General features: G+C 60.8%; 13 protein-coding genes. 11 read left to right on the top strand and 2 right to left on the bottom strand.

Features of this window, described 5'->3' with window-relative positions:
* The first annotated feature begins 152 nt into the window (after positions 1–152).
* From purE to folD, 11 genes are all read left to right on the top strand, one after another.
* Complete coding sequence (gene purE / locus NQ492_RS03650) at positions 153–620, top strand: 5-(carboxyamino)imidazole ribonucleotide mutase (protein ID WP_015547973.1); 468 nt, start codon at positions 153–155, stop codon at positions 618–620.
* Positions 621–767: 147 nt separating this feature from the next.
* On the top strand, positions 768–1,859 hold the full coding sequence (gene purK / locus NQ492_RS03645; RefSeq protein WP_015547972.1) for a 5-(carboxyamino)imidazole ribonucleotide synthase: 1,092 nt from the start codon (positions 768–770) through the stop codon (positions 1,857–1,859).
* A gap of 117 nt (positions 1,860–1,976) precedes the next feature.
* Complete coding sequence (locus NQ492_RS03640; protein WP_015547971.1) at positions 1,977–5,696, top strand: phosphoribosylformylglycinamidine synthase; 3,720 nt, start codon at positions 1,977–1,979, stop codon at positions 5,694–5,696.
* Between the two features lie 20 nt (positions 5,697–5,716).
* Complete coding sequence (locus tag NQ492_RS03635) at positions 5,717–6,700, top strand: endonuclease/exonuclease/phosphatase family protein (RefSeq protein ID WP_015547970.1); 984 nt, start codon at positions 5,717–5,719, stop codon at positions 6,698–6,700.
* Positions 6,701–6,737: 37 nt separating this feature from the next.
* The gene (gene purC, locus NQ492_RS03630) at positions 6,738–7,454 is read left to right on the top strand and encodes a phosphoribosylaminoimidazolesuccinocarboxamide synthase (RefSeq protein WP_015547969.1); all 717 of its coding nucleotides are present in this window, start codon (positions 6,738–6,740) and stop codon (positions 7,452–7,454) included.
* Between the two features lies 1 nt (position 7,455).
* Positions 7,456–8,874: an amidophosphoribosyltransferase gene (purF, locus tag NQ492_RS03625; RefSeq protein WP_015547968.1), complete on the top strand. Its 1,419-nt coding sequence runs from the start codon at positions 7,456–7,458 to the stop codon at positions 8,872–8,874.
* A 178-nt stretch (positions 8,875–9,052) separates the two neighbouring features.
* Complete coding sequence (gene purM, locus NQ492_RS03620; protein WP_015547967.1) at positions 9,053–10,078, top strand: phosphoribosylformylglycinamidine cyclo-ligase; 1,026 nt, start codon at positions 9,053–9,055, stop codon at positions 10,076–10,078.
* A 4-nt stretch (positions 10,079–10,082) separates the two neighbouring features.
* Positions 10,083–10,643, top strand: a complete 561-nt coding sequence (purN, locus tag NQ492_RS03615; protein WP_015547966.1) for a phosphoribosylglycinamide formyltransferase — start codon at positions 10,083–10,085, stop codon at positions 10,641–10,643.
* Positions 10,643–12,172, top strand: a complete 1,530-nt coding sequence (purH, locus tag NQ492_RS03610) for a bifunctional phosphoribosylaminoimidazolecarboxamide formyltransferase/IMP cyclohydrolase (protein ID WP_022061307.1) — start codon at positions 10,643–10,645, stop codon at positions 12,170–12,172. The genes purN and purH overlap by 1 nt, the downstream gene beginning before the upstream one ends.
* Positions 12,173–12,421: 249 nt before the next feature.
* Entirely contained in the window at positions 12,422–13,678 is a 1,257-nt protein-coding gene (gene purD / locus NQ492_RS03605) for a phosphoribosylamine--glycine ligase (RefSeq protein ID WP_015547965.1), read from the top strand.
* A 12-nt stretch (positions 13,679–13,690) separates the two neighbouring features.
* Entirely contained in the window at positions 13,691–14,548 is an 858-nt protein-coding gene (gene folD, locus NQ492_RS03600) for a bifunctional methylenetetrahydrofolate dehydrogenase/methenyltetrahydrofolate cyclohydrolase FolD (protein ID WP_015547964.1), read from the top strand.
* 107 nt (positions 14,549–14,655) lie between these two features.
* Here the strand turns inward: folD and NQ492_RS03595 are convergent, their stop codons facing one another.
* Together NQ492_RS03595 and NQ492_RS03590 are read right to left on the bottom strand one after the other, a co-directional pair.
* A complete protein-coding gene (locus tag NQ492_RS03595) occupies positions 14,656–16,158 on the bottom strand; it encodes a BACON domain-containing protein (protein WP_138265964.1) in 1,503 nt (500 codons plus the stop codon).
* Positions 16,159–16,185: 27 nt separating this feature from the next.
* Positions 16,186–17,988, bottom strand: a complete 1,803-nt coding sequence (locus tag NQ492_RS03590) for a RagB/SusD family nutrient uptake outer membrane protein (RefSeq protein WP_015547962.1) — start codon at positions 17,986–17,988, stop codon at positions 16,186–16,188.
* Positions 17,989–17,998: the final 10 nt, after the last annotated feature.

Below are 17,998 nucleotides of genomic sequence, written 5' to 3'. Positions count from 1 at the left end.
CAGACCGCCATGACATGCGATGTCGTGGCGGTCTGCTTTTTTCACCCGTCCGAAAGACGGGATTCAGGGGCGGTGGCAGGTCGGGGCGTTCCGGCGCCGGTTCTCCGTCCGCTCAAGAGACGGGTTTTAAGTGATATAAAAAACGAATTCATATGAAAGTAGGCGTGATTATGGGCTCTGTGAGCGACTACGAGGTGATGGCCGAAGCCGTCGCCATGCTCGAAGCGTTCGGTGTCGATTTCGAAAAACGGGTGGTCAGCGCTCACCGCACGCCCGATCTGCTGTGCGAATACGCCAAGACGGCCAGGGAGCGCGGTATCGGCGTGATCATCGCCGGGGCCGGCGGCGCGGCGCATCTGCCGGGCATGGTGGCCTCGATGACTCCGCTGCCCGTGGTGGGCGTTCCCGTGAAGTCGCGCGCCCTGAACGGACTGGACTCGCTGCTGTCGATCGTGCAGATGCCCGCGGGCGTTCCCGTGGCCACGACGGCCATCAACGGGGCGAAGAACGCCGCGCTGATCGCCGTGTCGATCCTCGCTTTGCAGGATGCCGCTCTGGCGGCGAAACTCGACGCCTTCCGCGCCAAACAGACCGCGGATGTGCTGAAGGCTGAAATATAGTTGGGAAATTTCCAACCGCGTGCGACAAGCTCCTCCCGAGGGAGGGGGTTGGGATGGGGCAGACTGGTAAACGCGGCGGCACGCCGCGAATAACAACGGCCGAAAGTAAAACAACGAATGACGAATAAACAACATAAAGGCGGATTAATGAAGACCATCGGTATCATAGGTGGCGGCCAGCTGGGGCTGATGATCGCCGAGCAGGCGCGGGAACTGGGCGTGCGCACCGTGTGCCTCGACCCGGCGGCCGACGCTCCGGCGTTCAACGTTTGCGACGATCATATCGTCGCGGCCTACGACGATGCCGCGGCGCTCGAGGAGCTGTGCCGCCGCAGCGACGCGGTGACCTATGAATTCGAAAACGTACCGGGGGATATTCTGATTCCGCTGTGCGGGAAATACAACATCCCGCAGGGCTACAAACCCCTTTACGATTCGCAGGACCGCCTGCGCGAGAAGTCGAACGCCCGCGACCACGGGCTGCGCACGCCCGGTTTCGAGGCCGTGGACGACGAAGCGTCGCTGCGCGAAGCCGTGCGGCGGCTGGGGCTTCCCGCCGTGCTGAAAACCCGCACGCTGGGCTACGACGGCCACGGGCAGCGGGTGCTGAAGACGGAGGCCGACATCGCCGGGGCGCTGCCCCTGCTTGCGGTTCCCTGCATCCTGGAGGAGTTCGTGCCGTTCGATTCCGAGGCCAGCATCGTGATGGTGGCGGACGGCGAGCGGGTCGTGAGTTTTCCCGTGGGGCGCAATGTCCACCGCGACGGGATTCTGGATTTGTGCATCGTACCTGCCGAAGTCGATTCCGGGGTGCTGGCGCGCATGAAGGCCCAGAGCGAGCGTTTCATGCGCGATTGCGGCTATCGGGGCATCCTGGCCATCGAGTATTTCATCAAGGGCGGTGAAATCTACTTCAACGAGATGGCCCCGCGCCCGCATAACTCGGGTCACTACACCATCGAAGGCGCGACCACGAACCAGTTCCGCGAACTGGTCCGCTATCTGGTCGGGGAGCCTTTGCAGGAGCCGCAGCCGGTGGCTCCCACGGTGATGAAAAACATTCTGGGACAGGATCTCGAAGCCGCGGAGCGAATCGCCGCGGAGAACCTCCCGGGCGTATATGTCCACCTCTACGGCAAGACGGAGAGCCGTCCCAAGCGCAAGATGGGCCACATTACGTTCGTGGGGATGGATGCCGCACGGTTCGAGGCCGAATGGGCCGGACGTTTTGTGAAATAACCGATCGGGCCGTCCCGCAGGCAGCTTCCCTCCGGGGGGCGCTTACGTACACGGCCAAAGGACGTGATAACGGCGTATTGAGCCGCTGAACGATGAATGAAATACAAACAGAGATAAATGAATAATACGACCAATTACCGCATTTTTGTCGAGAAATTACCCCGCTTCCGGGTCGAGGCCGAGAGCCTGCGCCGCGAGCTGAACACCAATCTGAACCTGTCGCTGGGCGAGGTGCGCCTGCTCTGCGTCTACGACCTTTTCGGCTTCAGCGAAGAGCTGCTGGAAAAGAGCCGCTATACGGTTTTCGGCGAGGTGGTGACCGACTCGGTGACCGACACGTTCGACCTCGCGGGGCGCAAGTATATCGCCGTGGAGTATCTGCCCGGGCAGTTCGACCAGCGCGCCGCTTCGGCCGTCGACTGCGTGCGGCTGATCGATCCCGAGGCCCGGGTCGACATCCGCTCGTCGAGGCTGCTCGTTTTCGATGACAAGGCGACCGACGGGGAGCTGGCGAAGATCCGGCATTACTACATCAACGCCGTCGAATCGCGTGAGAAGGACCTCTCGGTGCTCAGCGACATGGAGCAGGCCGAAGTGAAGCCCGTCGGGGTGCTCGAAGGGTTCCGGGAGATGGCGGATTCCGAACTGGAGCCTTACTGCAAGACGATGGGTCTGGCGATGAACGCCGACGACCTGCGCGAGGTGGTGAAATACTTCCGTTCGGAGGGGCGCGATCCCTACGAAACCGAGCTGCGCATCCTCGACACTTACTGGAGCGACCACTGCCGCCACACGACCTTCACGACTGAGTTGGAGGGCATCACCGTCGAGGAGTCGTTCGTCAAGGAGGAGATCGAAGATTCGCTGGCGCTGTACCTGCGTATCCGCCGCGAACTGGGCCGTGAGCACAAGAGCCTCTGCCTGATGGATATGGCGACCATCGGCGCGCGCTACCTCCGGCAGAAAGGCCTGTTGGACGATCTGGAGGTCTCGGAGGAGAACAACGCCTGCTCGGTCTACATCGACGTCGATGTAGACGGGCGGACCGAGAAGTGGCTGTTGCAGTTCAAGAACGAAACCCACAACCATCCGACCGAGATCGAACCTTTCGGCGGGGCTTCGACCTGTCTGGGCGGCGCCATCCGCGACCCGCTGTCGGGCCGCAGTTACGTCTATCAGGCGATGCGCGTGACGGGCGCGGGAAACATTTACCTGCCTGTGTCGGAGACCCTTTCCGGAAAACTGCCGCAGAGCGTCATTTCGAAGAAGGCCGCGGCGGGCTATTCGAGCTACGGCAATCAGATCGGACTGGCTACGACCCATGTCCGCGAGATTTATCACGACGACTATGTCGCCAAACGCCTCGAAGTGGGGGCTGTGGTGGGGGCCGTGAAGGCTGCGAACGTCCGCCGCGAGCGTCCCGCACCGGGCGATAAAATCATCATGTTCGGCGGCCGCACGGGCCGCGACGGCATCGGCGGTGCGACCGGCTCTTCGAAGGAGCACGACGCCAAGTCGCTCGAAACCTGCGGCAGCGAGGTGCAGAAGGGCAACGCCCCCGAGGAGCGCAAGCTCGAGAGGCTGTTCCGCCGTTCGGAGGTGACGCGCCTCGTCAAGAAATCGAACGATTTCGGAGCGGGCGGCGTCAGCGTCGCCATCGGCGAACTGGCCGACGGGCTGGACATCTACCTCGACCGCGTGAAGACCAAGTACAGCGGTCTGAACTCCACGGAACTCGCCATCAGCGAGTCGCAGGAACGCATGTCGGTGGTGGTCGAGGCGAAGGACATGGAGGAGTTCATGGGATACTGCCGCGAGGAGAACATCGAGGCGGTGCACGTGGCCGACGTGACGGACACGGCGCGCATGCGGATGTTCAACGGCGACAGGAAGGTCGTGGACCTCAAGCGCGAATTCATCGACAGCGCCGGGGCGAAGCATTATGCCGAGGCGCGGATCGGCGCGGTGGAAAACCGCGATCCCTTTGCCCGTGAAGTGGCGGGGGAGACCCTCGCCGAGCGTTTTACGAACAACCTCAAGGATAACAATGTCGTCTCGCAGCGGGGCCTCGTGGAGATGTTCGACGCGACGATCGGCCGCTCGACGGTGCTGATGCCCTTCGGCGGCCGCATGCAGCGCAGCGAGACGCAGGTCTCGGTGCAGAAACTCCCCACGGACGGCTATACCGACACGGCCAGCATCATGGCCTTCGGCTACAACCCCTACGTGGCTTCGTGGAGTCCCTACCACGGCGCGGCCTATGCCGTCGTGGAAGCTGCGGCGAAGGTCGTGGCCGCGGGTGCGCGTTACGAGAGGATGCGCTACTCCTATCAGGAGTATTTCGAGCGTATGACCCGGAATCCCGAGTCGTGGGGCAAGCCGCTCGGCGCGCTGCTCGGTGCGCTGAAGATGCAGGTCGAACTGGGCCTGCCTTCGATCGGCGGCAAGGACTCGATGTCGGGCACGTTCCAGGACATCAACGTTCCGCCGATGCTGATGGCCTTCGGCATCACGACGGTCGACGCTTCGAAGGTCATTTCCACCGACCTCAAAGGCGCAGGACATCGCATTTACCTCGTCCGCCATACTCCGCTGGAGAACCGGATGCCCGACACGGCGCAGCTGAAGGAGAACTTTGCGTTCGTCAGCGGGCGGATCGAGTCCGGGAAAATCCTCTCGGCGTGGTCCGTGGGCTTCGGCGGCGTCGGAGAGGGCCTTGCCAAGATGGCTTTCGGCAACGGCATCGGCGCGGAGGTGACGATGGACGAGCCGAAATTGTATGAATACGCCTACGGTTCGATCCTCGTCGAGTGCGAGGGCACGTTGGAATATCCGCATGCCGAACTGCTGGGCTTCACCGTCGCCGAGGAGGCGCTGACGGTCAACGGGGTGAAGATGCCGCTCGAAGAGCTTTACAAGGCCAATACGGAGAAATTCGCGGCCGTTTACCCCGACAAGGGCCGGAACTCGGCGGAGGTGATGACCTCCGCACCTGCCCCGAAAACGTTCGTTTATCCCGGCGAGGCGGTCGAGACCCCGGTGGTCTATATTCCGGTGTTCCCCGGCACGAACTGCGACTACGACACCGCCAAGGCGTTCCGCGCGGCGGGGGCCGAGGTCCGGACGAGCGTCTTGTGCAACATCGCCGGCGACGACGTTTTGCGCTCGATCGCCGAAATGAAGGAGCATATCCGCCGGGCGCACATCTTCGTGCTCGCAGGCGGTTTCTCGGCGGGCGACGAACCCGACGGAAGCGCCAAATTCATTGTCAATGTGTTGAACAATAAGGATATTCGCGACGAAATCCACGCTTTGACCGACCGCGGAGGCCTGATCCTGGGCATCTGCAACGGTTTCCAGGCGTTGGTCAAGTCGGGCCTTTTGCCTTACGGACGTCTGGGCATGGTCACCAAGGAGTCGCCGACGCTGTTCCGCAACGACGTCAACCGTCATATTTCGCAGATCGTCGCGACGCGCGTCGCGACGACCGCTTCCCCGTGGCTCCGCGGCTTCCGTCCGGGTGAACTGCATTCGATTGCCGTCAGCCACGGCGAGGGTAAGTTCGTGGTGAGCGAGGAGCTTGCCCGCGAGCTGTTCGCCAACGGGCAGGTGGCCTTCCAGTACGCCGATGCCGCAGGGAACCCCACGGCAGAGGCTCCCTGGAACCCCAACGGATCGTCGTACGCCATCGAGGGCATCATCTCGCAGAACGGGTTGATTCTTGGAAAAATGGGCCACACGGAGCGTTACGAAAACAACCTGTTCAAGAACATCGCCGGCAACAAGCAGCAGTCGTTGTTCGCCAATGCCGTGGCCTATTTCCGCAAAGTGCAATAACCTTAAAAAAACGATAACCGATGAAAACCTCCCTGTTCCGATTTTGCGGCGTGCTGCTTCTTGCGGCGATGCTCGCTCCGGTCTGCGTTCATGCCCGGAAAAACCCGAAGAACCCGAAAAACAACATGCGCCTGCTGTACTGGAACATTCAGAACGGAATGTGGTCCGGGCAGGGCGACAACTACGACAAGTTCGTGGAGTGGGTCAGGGCGTACGATCCGGACGTCTGCGTCTGGTGCGAGGCGCAGTCGATCTACAAGACCGGCACGGCCGACAAGATGGATGTCGCCGACCGTTATCTGGTCGGGAACTGGGGCGAACTGGCCGCCCGTTACGGCCACAAATACTGGTATATGGGCGGACACCGCGACAATTACCCGCAGGTGATCACGTCGAAATACCCGATCGAGAACGTCGAACGTATCGTCGGCTCGAAACCCGACAGCGTGGTGACGCACGGAGCGGGCTGGGCGCGCATCGAGAAGAACGGCAAGACGGTCAACATCGTAACGCTTCACACCTGGCCGCAGGGGTATGCCTTCGAGGCTAAGGACCGCGATGCGAGCCGTGCCGAGAACGGCGGCGACAAATACCGCCGCATGGAGATGGAATACATCTGCAACCATACGATCCATTCGGTTCCGGGCGCCGAAAAGCAGTTCTGGATGATGATGGGCGACTTCAACGCGCGTTCGTCGCGCGACAACTGGTTCTACAAATATCCGGCGGGCGACACGCGTTTCCTGGTGCACGACTACATTCTCCGGCACACGCCTTATGTGGACGTGATCGCCGGGAAATATCCCGGGGAGTTCAAGACCACGACGGGCGGCAAGTCGCGCATCGACTTCGTTTACTGCACGCCGCCGCTCTACGAGCGCATCACGCATGCCGACGTGGTGACCGACGCCTACACCGAGCCGGTCCGCGATCCGGCCAAACTTTCGAATTTCTGGCACCCCTCGGACCACCGTCCGATCGTGGTGGACTTCAATATGAAATGAGACAACGAATCAAATAATCAAAAAACACCCAAACAACATGAAACAGCTCGAAATGCTCTACGAGGGCAAGGCAAAACAGGTTTTTCGCACGGACGATCCTGATAAGATCATCATCCACTACAAGGATGCCGCTACGGCTTTCAACAACATCAAGAAAGCTACGATCGAGAACAAGGGCGTGCTGAACAACGCCATTTCGACCCTGATCTTCAAGGAGCTGCATAAGGCCGGCGTGAAGACCCACTATATCGAGACGATCAACGACCGCGATCAGGTCTGCCGCCGGGTGACGATCATTCCGCTGGAGGTGATCGTGCGCAACGTCATCGCCGGTTCGATGGCCCAGCGTCTCGGCATCGAGGAGGGCACGCAGCCCTCGAACGTCATTTTCGACATTTGCTACAAGAAGGACGAGCTGGGCGACCCGCTGATCAACGACCATCACGCCGTTGCGCTGGGCGCCGCTACGTACGAGGAGCTGAACGAGATGTACGCCATGACGGCCAAGATCAACGAGGTGCTCAAGGAGCTGTTCCTGAAGATGAACATCAAGTTGGTGGACTTCAAGATCGAGTTCGGCAAGACGTCGGACGGCGAGATCGTGCTGGCCGACGAGGTGTCGCCCGACACCTGCCGTCTGTGGGATGCCACGACCAACGAGAAACTCGACAAGGACCGTTTCCGCCGCGACCTGGGCAAGGTCCGCGAGGCTTACGAGGAGATTCTGGCGCGCCTGCAAAAAATCGTCGGGTAGTATGATGGAAGTGATCCGCGACCGTGAATTGCACGAGGAGTGCGGGGTGTTCGGCATCTACGGAGTGCCGAACGCCGCGTCGCTGACCTATTACGGTCTCCACGCCTTGCAGCACCGCGGGCAGGAGGGGGCCGGCATCGTCTCGGTGGACGAGAGCGGCACGTTCCGCCGCATCAAGGGCGGAGGGCTGGTGACGGAGGTTTTCGACGAGGCGAAACTCGCCACGCTGAAAGGTTCCACGGCCATCGGCCATGTGCGTTACACCACGGCCGGAGGCGGCGGCATGGAGAATGTCCAGCCGTTCCTCTTCCGCCACAACACGGGCGACTTCGCGCTGGCGCATAACGGCAATATCGTCAATTCGGAGTTGCTGCGCCGCCACCTCGAAAACAAGGGCAGCCTGTTTCAGTCGACTTCCGACAGCGAGATCCTGGCCCACCTGATCAAGAAGGAGACGCGCTACCACGACCGGCCGCGCATCTTCTCGATCATCGACGCGCTGAACATGCTCGAAGGGGCTTTCGCCTTCCTGATTATGACGGCCAACCGCATCTACGCCTGCCGTGACAAGTACGGCCTGCGTCCGCTGTCGATCGGCAAGCTGGGCGACGGATGGGTGGTGTCGAGCGAAACGTGCGCGTTCGACGTGCTGGGCGCGGAGTTCGTGCGCGACGTCGAGCCGGGCGAGATCGTGACGATTGATAAACAGGGCATCCGCAGCCGCGACTACTCGATGTACAAGCGTCACGAAATGTGTTCGATGGAGTACATCTACTTCGCACGCCCGGACAGCGACATCGACGGCTGCAACGTCCACGCCTACCGCAAGGAGTCGGGACGCCTGCTCTGGAAGGAGGCTCCCGCCGAGGCGGACATCGTGGTCGGCGTGCCCGATTCGAGCCTCAGCGCCGCGATGGGTTACGCCGAGGCGAGCGGACTGCCGTATGAAATGGGACTTATCAAGAACAAGTATATCGGCCGCACCTTCATCCAGCCCTCGCAGGAGCTGCGCGAGAAGGGCGTGAGGATGAAACTTTCGGCCGTGCGTTCGATCGTCAGGGGCAAGCGCGTGGTGCTGGTCGACGACTCGATCGTGCGCGGCACGACCTCGCGGCGCATCGTCACGATGCTCAAGGAGGCGGGAGCCACCGAAGTGCACGTGCGCATCGCCAGTCCCCCGATGACCGATCCCTGCTTCTACGGCGTGGACACCTCGACACGCGAGGAGCTGATCTCGGCCCGCAAGAACACGGCGGGGGTCTGCGAGGAGATCGGCGCCGATTCGCTGGTGTTCCTCTCGCCCGAGTCGCTGTTGAAGGCGGGCAGCCGCAAGGAACTTTGCATGGCCTGCTTCACGGGGCAGTATCCCACGGCGCTCTACCAGTCGCCCGAGGAGGCCAACAAGGACGTAAAATGTTAGCGGACGCGAAGCGGTCATTGCGAGGAGGACGCAGGTCCGACGCGGCAATCTGAACCGGTGTTGTGACGTTACGGCATTTTTCCCGGATTGCCACGGCATCTGGCGATGCCTCCCAATGACGGGCCCGGAGAATGGGGATAAAAACAGGGAATTTAAATTATTTAAACCATATATTGCTATGGCTCAAAGTTATGAAAAGGCCGGCGTGAATCTCGAAGCCGGATACGAAGTGGTGCGGCGCATCAAAAAGCATGTGGCCTCGACCTCGCGTCTGGGTGTGATGGGCAACATCGGCGCTTTCGGCGGTATGTTCGACCTCTCGGCCCTCAAGGTGAAGGAACCGGTGCTCGTGAGCGGGACCGACGGCGTGGGAACCAAACTCAAGCTGGCCTTCGAGATGGACAAGCACGACACGATCGGCATTGATGCCGTGGCCATGTGCGTCAACGACGTGCTGGCGCAGGGCGCCGAACCGCTGGTGTTCCTCGACTACGTGGCCGTGGGGCGCAACGAACCCCAGAAGATCGAGGCCATCGTCGCGGGTGTCGCCGACGGCTGCCGTCAGGCCGGCTGTGCGCTGGTGGGCGGCGAGACCGCCGAGATGCCGGGCATGTACGCCGAGGGCGAATACGACATCGCCGGATTCACGGTGGGCGTCGTGGAGAAGTCGCAGCTGATCGACGGTTCGAAGGTCAGGGCGGGCGACGTGCTGGTGGGCGTTGCGTCGAGCGGCGTGCACTCCAACGGCTTCAGCCTCGTGCGCAAGATCGTCGCGGACAACTGCCTGAACCTGCGCGAGTCCTATCCCGAACTGTCGAACAAACAGCTCGGCGAGGTGCTGCTCACGCCGACGAAAATCTATGTGAAGCAGGTGCTGGAGGTGGTTCGCAACTGCGACGTGCACGGCATCAGCCACATCACGGGCGGCGGTTTCGACGAAAATATTCCCCGCATCCTCCGCGAGGGGCAGGGGCTTGAGATCGACGAAGGGTCGTGGGAGATTCTGCCCGTGTTCCGCTTCCTCGAAAAGTACGGCAAGGTGGCCCACCGCGAGATGTTCAACATCTTCAACATGGGCATCGGCATGGTCATCGCCCTCGATGCCGCCGAGGCGCAGAAGGCCATCGGCATCCTCACGGAGCAGGGCGAGCGTGCCACGGTCATCGGACGCGTAACCGACACCGAGGGTGTCGTCATCCGATAGAGGGATGCGGCGCCTTGCGGTTTTCGCCAGCGGCAGCGGCACGAACTTCGAAGCCATCGTCACGGCCTGCGAGCGGGGCGTGCTGGATGCCGAAGTCGTGCTGATGGTCTGCGACAAACCCGGTGCGAAGGTGGTCGAAAGGGCTGCCGCTCACGGGGTCGGGGCGTTCGTCTTCGCGCCGAAGCAATATGCCTCGAAAGCGGACTACGAGCGGGAGATCGTCGCGCGGCTGGATGCCGCGGGCGTGGAGCTGGTCTGCCTGGCGGGCTATATGCGCATTGTGGGCGACGTGCTGCTGGGGGCCTACGGCGGGCGGATCATCAACATCCACCCCTCGTTGCTGCCGGCCTTCCGCGGGGCGCATGCCATCGAGCAGGCGCTGGAATACGGCGTCAAGGTCTTCGGCGTGACGATCCATTACGTCGACGCCGAGCTGGACGGCGGACGCATCATCGCCCAGCGGGCCTTTCCCTACGAGGGCGATGACATCGGGGAACTGGAAGCGATGATTCATGCCGTGGAATATCCGTTATACATTGAAACTATTAAAAAACTGATCGAATAATGCGCGCATTAATTAGTGTAAGTGACAAGACCGGTGTCGTGGAGTTTGCCAAAGGGCTGCGGACTCTGGGCTGGGAGGTGATCGCCACGGGCGGTACGATGAAGCTCCTGGCCGACAGCGGCGTGGAGGTAATCAACATCAGCGACGTGACGGGATTCCCCGAGATCTGCGACGGCCGCGTGAAGACCCTGCATCCCAACGTGCACGGCGGACTGCTGGCCCGCCGCGACGATCCGGAGCACCTGAAAGCCCTGAAGGATAATCATATCGAGTTCATCGACATGGTCTGTGTGAACCTTTATCCGTTCCGGGAGACGATTTCGAAACCCGGCGTGAAGATGGAGGACGCCATCGAGAACATCGACATCGGCGGACCTTCGATGCTTCGCTCGGCGGCCAAGAACTGGGCCGACGTGACGGTGGTGTGCGACCCCGCGGACTATGACGCGATTCTGGACGAGATTCGCGCCGGCGGCAATACCGAAAAGGCCACGCGCCTGAAGCTCTCGGCCAAAGCCTATACGCATACCGCCGAGTACGACGCGATGATCGCCGCCTATATGCGCGCGCAGGCGGGTCTGAACGAGAAGCTTTTCCTCGAGTTCGACCTCGTGCAGTCGCTGCGCTACGGCGAAAACCCCCACCAGTCGGCCAAATTCTACCGCGAGGGGAAGGAGGTGCCCTATTCGCTGGCATTCGCCAGACAGCTCAACGGCAAGGAGTTGTCGTACAACAATATCCAGGACGCCAACGCCGCGCTGTGCATCGTGCGCGAGTTCGACAAGCCGTTCTGCGTGGGCCTCAAACACATGAATCCCTGCGGCGCCGCGACGGGCAAGGATGTCGTCGAGGCATGGACGAAGGCCTACGAGGCCGACAAGGTGTCGATCTTTGGCGGCATCGTGGCGACGAACTGCACGGTGACGCGCGAAGCGGCCGAGCTGATGAAGCCGATCTTCCTCGAAATCATCATGGCCCCGAAATTCGACGAGGGGGCGCTCGAAGTGCTCTCGGCGAAGAAGAACCTGCGCCTGCTCGAGGTCAGCATGGACAAGGGCGACGTGGACCCGAAACAGTATGTGAGCGTCAACGGCGGCCTGCTGGTGCAGGACCTCGACGTGGCGACGAAGGCCGTTACGGCCGATATGTGCGTCACGAAGGCGAAGCCCGCTGCGGAGCAGATGGAGGATCTCAATTTCGGCTGGCATATCGTCAAACACGTGAAGTCGAACGCCATCGTGGCGGTGAAGGACGGCCGGACGCTGGGCGTCGGCGCCGGACAGATGAACCGCATCGGCTCGGCGGAGATCGCCCTGAAGCAGGCGCATGCCGCAGGCGTCACCGAGGGTCTCGTGCTGGCGTCGGACGGTTTCTTCCCCTTCGACGACTGTGTGACGCTGGCCGCCGAATACGGCGTGACGGCGATCGTGCAGCCCGGCGGTTCGGTCCGCGACGAGGATTCGATCCGGAAGGCCGACGAGAAGGGTATCGCCATGGTATTCACCGGTGAGAGGCACTTCAAGCATTAGTATCACCGGCGTTACCATTTTTGGGTAGTACAGAAATCCGACCGGATACCGGAGCCGTTGGCAAGGGACGGGCTAAAAGCGCGAGCGGAGGGGACGGTTTGTTTACAAACCCGCGAATAGTCGCCCGGAGCCAGCGTTAGACCGTTCCGGGCAGGCGGAGGTATCGTCGGAGAGTTTTTGTGGCACTTTTTGCGGAAAAAAGTGCCGGAATCTGCGGAGTTTATTCTGCGATAAAAAGGAATTTTGTTTATGAAGGTACTGGTTATCGGCGGCGGAGGCCGCGAACACGCCATTGTCGACGCGCTGTCGCGTTCGCCGCAGGTTGAAAAAATTTACTGCGCACCCGGGAATGCGGGCATCGCCCGGCAGGCCGAGTGCGTGGCCATTCGTGAAACCGAGGTGGAACGCCTGCGTGACTTTGCCGCGGAGCGGGGCATCGGCCTCACGGTCGTGGGTCCCGAAGTGGCGCTGGCGGCGGGTGTCGTCGACTGCTTCAGGGCCGCGGGGCTGCGCATCTTTGGTCCGACGAAGGCTGCGGCGCGCATCGAGTCGTCGAAGGAGTTCGCCAAACGGCTGATGGCTAAATATGCCATCCCGACAGCCGGATTCCGCGCATTCAACGACTATGCCGGGGCGCTGGCCTATGTGCAGGGGCGTCCTCTGCCCGCAGTGCTGAAATACGACGGACTGGCCGCCGGAAAAGGCGTGGTGATCGCCCGGACGATGGCCGAGGCCGAAGCGGCGTTGCGGGATATGTTGCTCGACGACAAGTTCGGCGAGGGCAAGGTGGTCGTCGAGGATTACCTCGAAGGTCCCGAGTTTTCGTTCATGTGCTTCGTTTCGGGACACAAGGTGTGGCCGATGGCGCTGGCGCAGGACCACAAGCGCGCCTACGACGGCGATGAGGGTCCCAATACGGGCGGTATGGGCGCCTATTCGCCCCTGCCGTTCGTGACGGCGGAGGACGAACGCTATGCCCTGGAGAAGATCATGCAGCCCGTGGCCGACGCGATGATCGCCGAGGGGTGTCCCTTCGAGGGCGTGCTCTACGGCGGACTGATGAAGACTGCGCGGGGTATCGAGGTCATCGAGTTCAACGCCCGTTTCGGCGATCCCGAGACCGAGGTGGTGCTGCCGCGCCTGAAGAGCGACATCGTCGACATCTTCTGTGCCGTGGCCGAGGGACGCGATACGCAGCTGGAGTGGCACGATTTCGCTGCGCTGGGCATCGTGCTGGCCTCGAAGGGCTATCCGGGCGACTACGAAAAAGGACACGAGATCAAGGGCCTGGACCGCGTCGAAGGGGCTGTTTATCACATGGGAACCCGGGCCGACGGCGGGCGGATTCTCACCAACGGAGGCCGCGTGCTGTTCGTGGTGGGCAAGGGCAGGGACCTGGCCGAAGCGCGGAGGAATGCGCTGGCCGACGTGGCCCGCATCGACTGCGACAATCTGTTCCACCGCACCGACATCGGCCACCGGGCTTTCGACGATTTGGAAAGATAATACGAGCGATATATGGCAAAAATAATCAGCGGAAAAGAACTTTCAGCGAAACTGAAACTTGAAATGGCGGACGAGGTGAAGACCTTCCCCGCGAAATACGGCCGTGTGCCCCATCTGGTTGTCATCCTCGTGGGCGAGGACCCCGGCAGCGTGAGCTATGTGACGGGCAAGGCCAAGGCTTCGGCCGAGGTGGGCATCCGCAATACCACGATCCGAAAGCCCGAGTCCGTTTCCGAGGCCGAACTGCTGGACATCATCACGGCCCTGAACCTCGACGACGAGGTGGACGGCATTCTGGTCCAGCTGCCCCTTCCGAAACATATCGACGAGGACAAGGTGATCGCCGCCATCGACAAACAGAAGGATGTCGACGGCTTCCATCCCCTGAACGTTGCGGCGCTGTGGCAGAAACAGCCCTGCACGCTCCCCTGCACCCCGAAAGGCATTCTCAAGATGCTGCGGGCCGCAGGCGTGGAGATCGCCGGCAAGCGCGCCGTGGTGATCGGCCGCAGCAATATCGTGGGGCTTCCCGTGTCTAAACTGCTCTTGGACGCGAACGCTACGGTGACGATGGCCCACAGTCGTACGCGCAACCTCGCCGAAGTGACGCGCGGGGCGGAGATTCTGGTGGTGGCCATCGGTCGGCCGAAGTTCGTCACGGCGGAGATGGTGTCGCCGGGCGCCGTGGTGATCGACGTGGGGGTGAACCGCGACCCGGAGACGGGCAAACTGTGCGGCGATGTCGATTTTGCAGCCATCGAACCCAAGGCCTCGGTGATCACGCCCGTGCCGGGCGGCGTCGGGCCTATGACGATCTGCTGCCTGATGGAGAACACGATCGAGTGTTTCCTCCGGCGAGCGGGCCGGTAGCCGGAGGAACGGAGCGAAAACTTCGGTTTTTTTTGCGCCTCCGCTGAAAAAAATCAGCCGTTGACTCACGGGTCAACGGCTGATTTCGTTTTACAGGGTTCCTGTTATCAGAGTTTGATCGGTTCGGATATTTTGATATTGTCGAGGAACCAGCGGTTGGCTGTTCCGACTTCCCACTGCGTCTGCGTAATGGTGATCTTCGTATCCTTGTTGACCGTAATGCCCTTCAGGCTGACTTCGGCGCGAACCCATTCGAGCTTGTGACCATCCTCCCATCCCAGTTCGGGTATGTCGATCTGCACTTTGTCGCTGCCGTTCTCGAAGATGACGATCAGATTGACGGGGTCGATCTTGCCGGACCCCTGGCGCATTCCGCACCAGTCGAACGAGAGTGTCACATTGTCCTTTGCTTCGGGAACCCCGTCTATCGGAGGAAGAATGATACCTGCGTGATTGCCGGTCTTGCCGAATTTGAGGTAGTTCTGCTGGAGGTAGATGCGTTTGTTGTCGTTCTTGTCGTAGATAAACTTGTAACCGAGTTTTTCGACAGCGTCGAATGCAGTCACTCCATCGACAGTTATGGAGGTAAGCGCTGTCGCTTTTGCATCGAGGTTATCCGTCTCGACCGTTTGGCCGACACCGCTTGCTACGGACCACGGTTCGAGCCATTCGAAGTTCTCCAGGAAATAGACGATCTCGTTCAGGCCGTTGTCCTCGACATCGGTAGCCATGATGCGCTGTACAGGCTCGGCCAAACCGGCGTAGTAGCCGGTGACGGTTACGATATGGCCGGTCAGGGCGGAAAGGCCCAGACTCGACGGGGCGTCCACGACGCTGACCGAGTACTTGGCATCCTCCGAAACGGTGAGGGTGCTGCCGTTGAAAACGCCCTTGACGGTGACGTAGCCCCGTTTGGAGGAGGTGTAGTCGTCGATCTTTGCGCTGATGTCCTCCGGTTCGGGGTAGTTCACCGCTCCGCCGGACAGAACCGTCACCTCGTCGCAGTCGATTACCGTAGCGAGTTTCTGCGAGTCGGATGACTTGGTGCCCAAGAGCGAAATCTTGTCGCCGACGGCAACCGTCGTGGCGTCCGAGACGAAGATATTGTCCGTGTTTTTGTCGTCGCTGATGACGAAGCCTTTGGTCGTCACGGCCACGACGATCGCCGACGGTACGGAAATGACCGTTTCGTCCGCCAGGGCGGCGAGTTCACCTGCCGTGTACTCCTTCACATCGCGGTATTTGTCTCCGTTCTGCGTGATGAGCACCTGTGCGCGGCTTGCAAGAGTCCGTCCCTTGAAGACGAGGGTGGCCTTGCGGGGATTGTCCTCCGCGCCGTCGCGCATGTTGTCGGTCACCGAAACCGTCACGTCCATGACGCCGGTTCCCGAGTTGGGCGTGACCGTCACCCAGTCGGGGACTTCCGTCACCCAGTCGGCGTCGGCATAGATGGTGATGATCTTTTCCGCCGCTCTTTCCGCTTCGAAATTCAAGGTGTTGGCGCTCGCCAGAACAGCTTCGGAAAGGTGGTCCTCATCCTTGTCGCAGCCCCAGAAGGAACATAGGGCCGCCATGAGGATCGGGGCTGTCATATATTTTACAAATCTCATAATCTTGTTTTTTAGGTTATTTCCGACTTAAAAATCGAGTCCGTCGCTCCATCCCGGATTCTGCGTGAGGTTCGGGTTGAGCGAACGCTCGCCGCTGGGAATCGGGTAGAGGTAATCGCGTTCCTCGTTGAACGGAGTGCGCAGATTCTCTACGGTTTTGTGATAGTAGACATAGCCTTTGTCCCCCTCGGAGAGAATGATGTCCGAACCGAGTTCGTATACCGAAACTCCTTCGCCGGCTTGGGGTTTGGTCTCTCCTGCCTTATAGAGAATCAGATCGGCCGTTTCTTTGCCCGCAAGCTTGTATTCGCCGGGGCCCGGGAAATACATGCCGGAAATGGCCTGGTCGATGCAATAGCCGGCTTTCCAGCGATACAGATCCTGAAGGCGGAAACCCTCCTGGATCAGCTCGACGGTTCGTTCGCGGCGGATTTCCAGAATGACGCCCTTGTTGGCGCCGGTCACGTTGGGATAGCCGTACTCTTTGGACTCAAGATACCAGTCGATATTTTTGTTGGCTTCGTTCATGTCGAGGCCCCGCATTCCCACCCGGCTTCGGATTTCGTTGACGGTGATAACCAGATCATTCTGCGTGAGCGTTCCCAGTTCGGCCTTGGCTTCGGCATAGTTGAGCAGCACTTCGGCATAGCGGAAAACCGGCATGTCGCAGGTCGAACGGTCGTTGCGGTCGATCTGTCCTCCCGAGGCCGTCGTGTCCTGAACGAATTTGATGGGTTGGTAGCCGGTGATCGTGACGCCGAGATCGGGTCCCTGCACCCGCTTGGCGCCGATGCGCTTGTAACCCGGGGTGCGGATCGACTGCGCCAGGCGCGGGTCGCGGTCCTTCACCTCCTCGGTGAAAGGCAGCGTCTGCCACCCCTCCTGGTCGGTGAATGCCGTGCCGTCCTTCTTCAGGTACATGTTGATGAATTTGCGGGTGTAGCCCGGGCGGCCCTGTGTCGGCAGCAGCGTGTAGGCCGTCGCATTGTGGTAGACCTGGGCCTCGTAGCTGTTCCGGATGGCGAGGATATACTCTTCGGTGCTGGCATTCTCCTGTGCGAAGAGCATCATGTAGTCCTTGTCCGGAGTTTTGGTGGAGTAGAGCTTGTAGGGACCTTCGTCGATGATCGTTTTGGCGGCCTTGGCGGCTTCCTCCAGATAATAGGTGTAGTCATGTCCTTCGAGGTTGATGCCGTGGTATTTGCGGTAGGTTCCCTCGAAGAGGCAGAACCGCGCTTTCAGCGCCAGCGCCGCCCATTTGTTGACGCGGTAGGTCGATATATCCTCCGTAAGACCGCCGCTGTTGATGGCTTCGTCGATATCCTTGATCATATTGGTCATGATCAGTTCGCGTGAATCGCGCGGTTTGTAGAGCGCTTCGTCGGCCGAGCCGAGCTGCACCTCGTACCAGGGTACGTCGCCGAAGCGTTTCACCTTGTCGAAATAGAAGGCGGCGCGGAAGAATTTGGCCAGGGCCGTATATTCGGTCACGGCCTTCTTGTCCTCGCATTGATCGACATATTCCAGCAGGGTGTTTATGCGGCGCAGGTTGCCCCACGACCAGCCGCCGCCGGTGTTCGGAACGGTGCGCTTGTCGCCTCCGTAGAGAACATCGGAGAGGGTCATCTGAACGAGCAGGTCGTTCTGCTCATCGTAGGGCGTCTTGTCCAGCAGGTTGTCGTAAAAGGGATTGGAGAAGAGTTCCAGGTCGCTTCTCGTCTTGAAGTAGTCGAACTGCGTCACCCGATCCAACGGTTCTTTGTCCAGCAGGGAGTCGCAGGCCGATAATCCTGCAATCAGCGTTGCTGCCAGTATGATTAATCGCTTCATGGTATTCGGA

It is taken from the genome of Alistipes shahii WAL 8301, assembly GCF_025145845.1.
In the GTDB taxonomy this organism is placed as follows: Bacteria; Bacteroidota; Bacteroidia; order Bacteroidales; family Rikenellaceae; genus Alistipes; species Alistipes shahii.
This window is presented reverse-complemented; position numbering and strand designations above follow the sequence as displayed.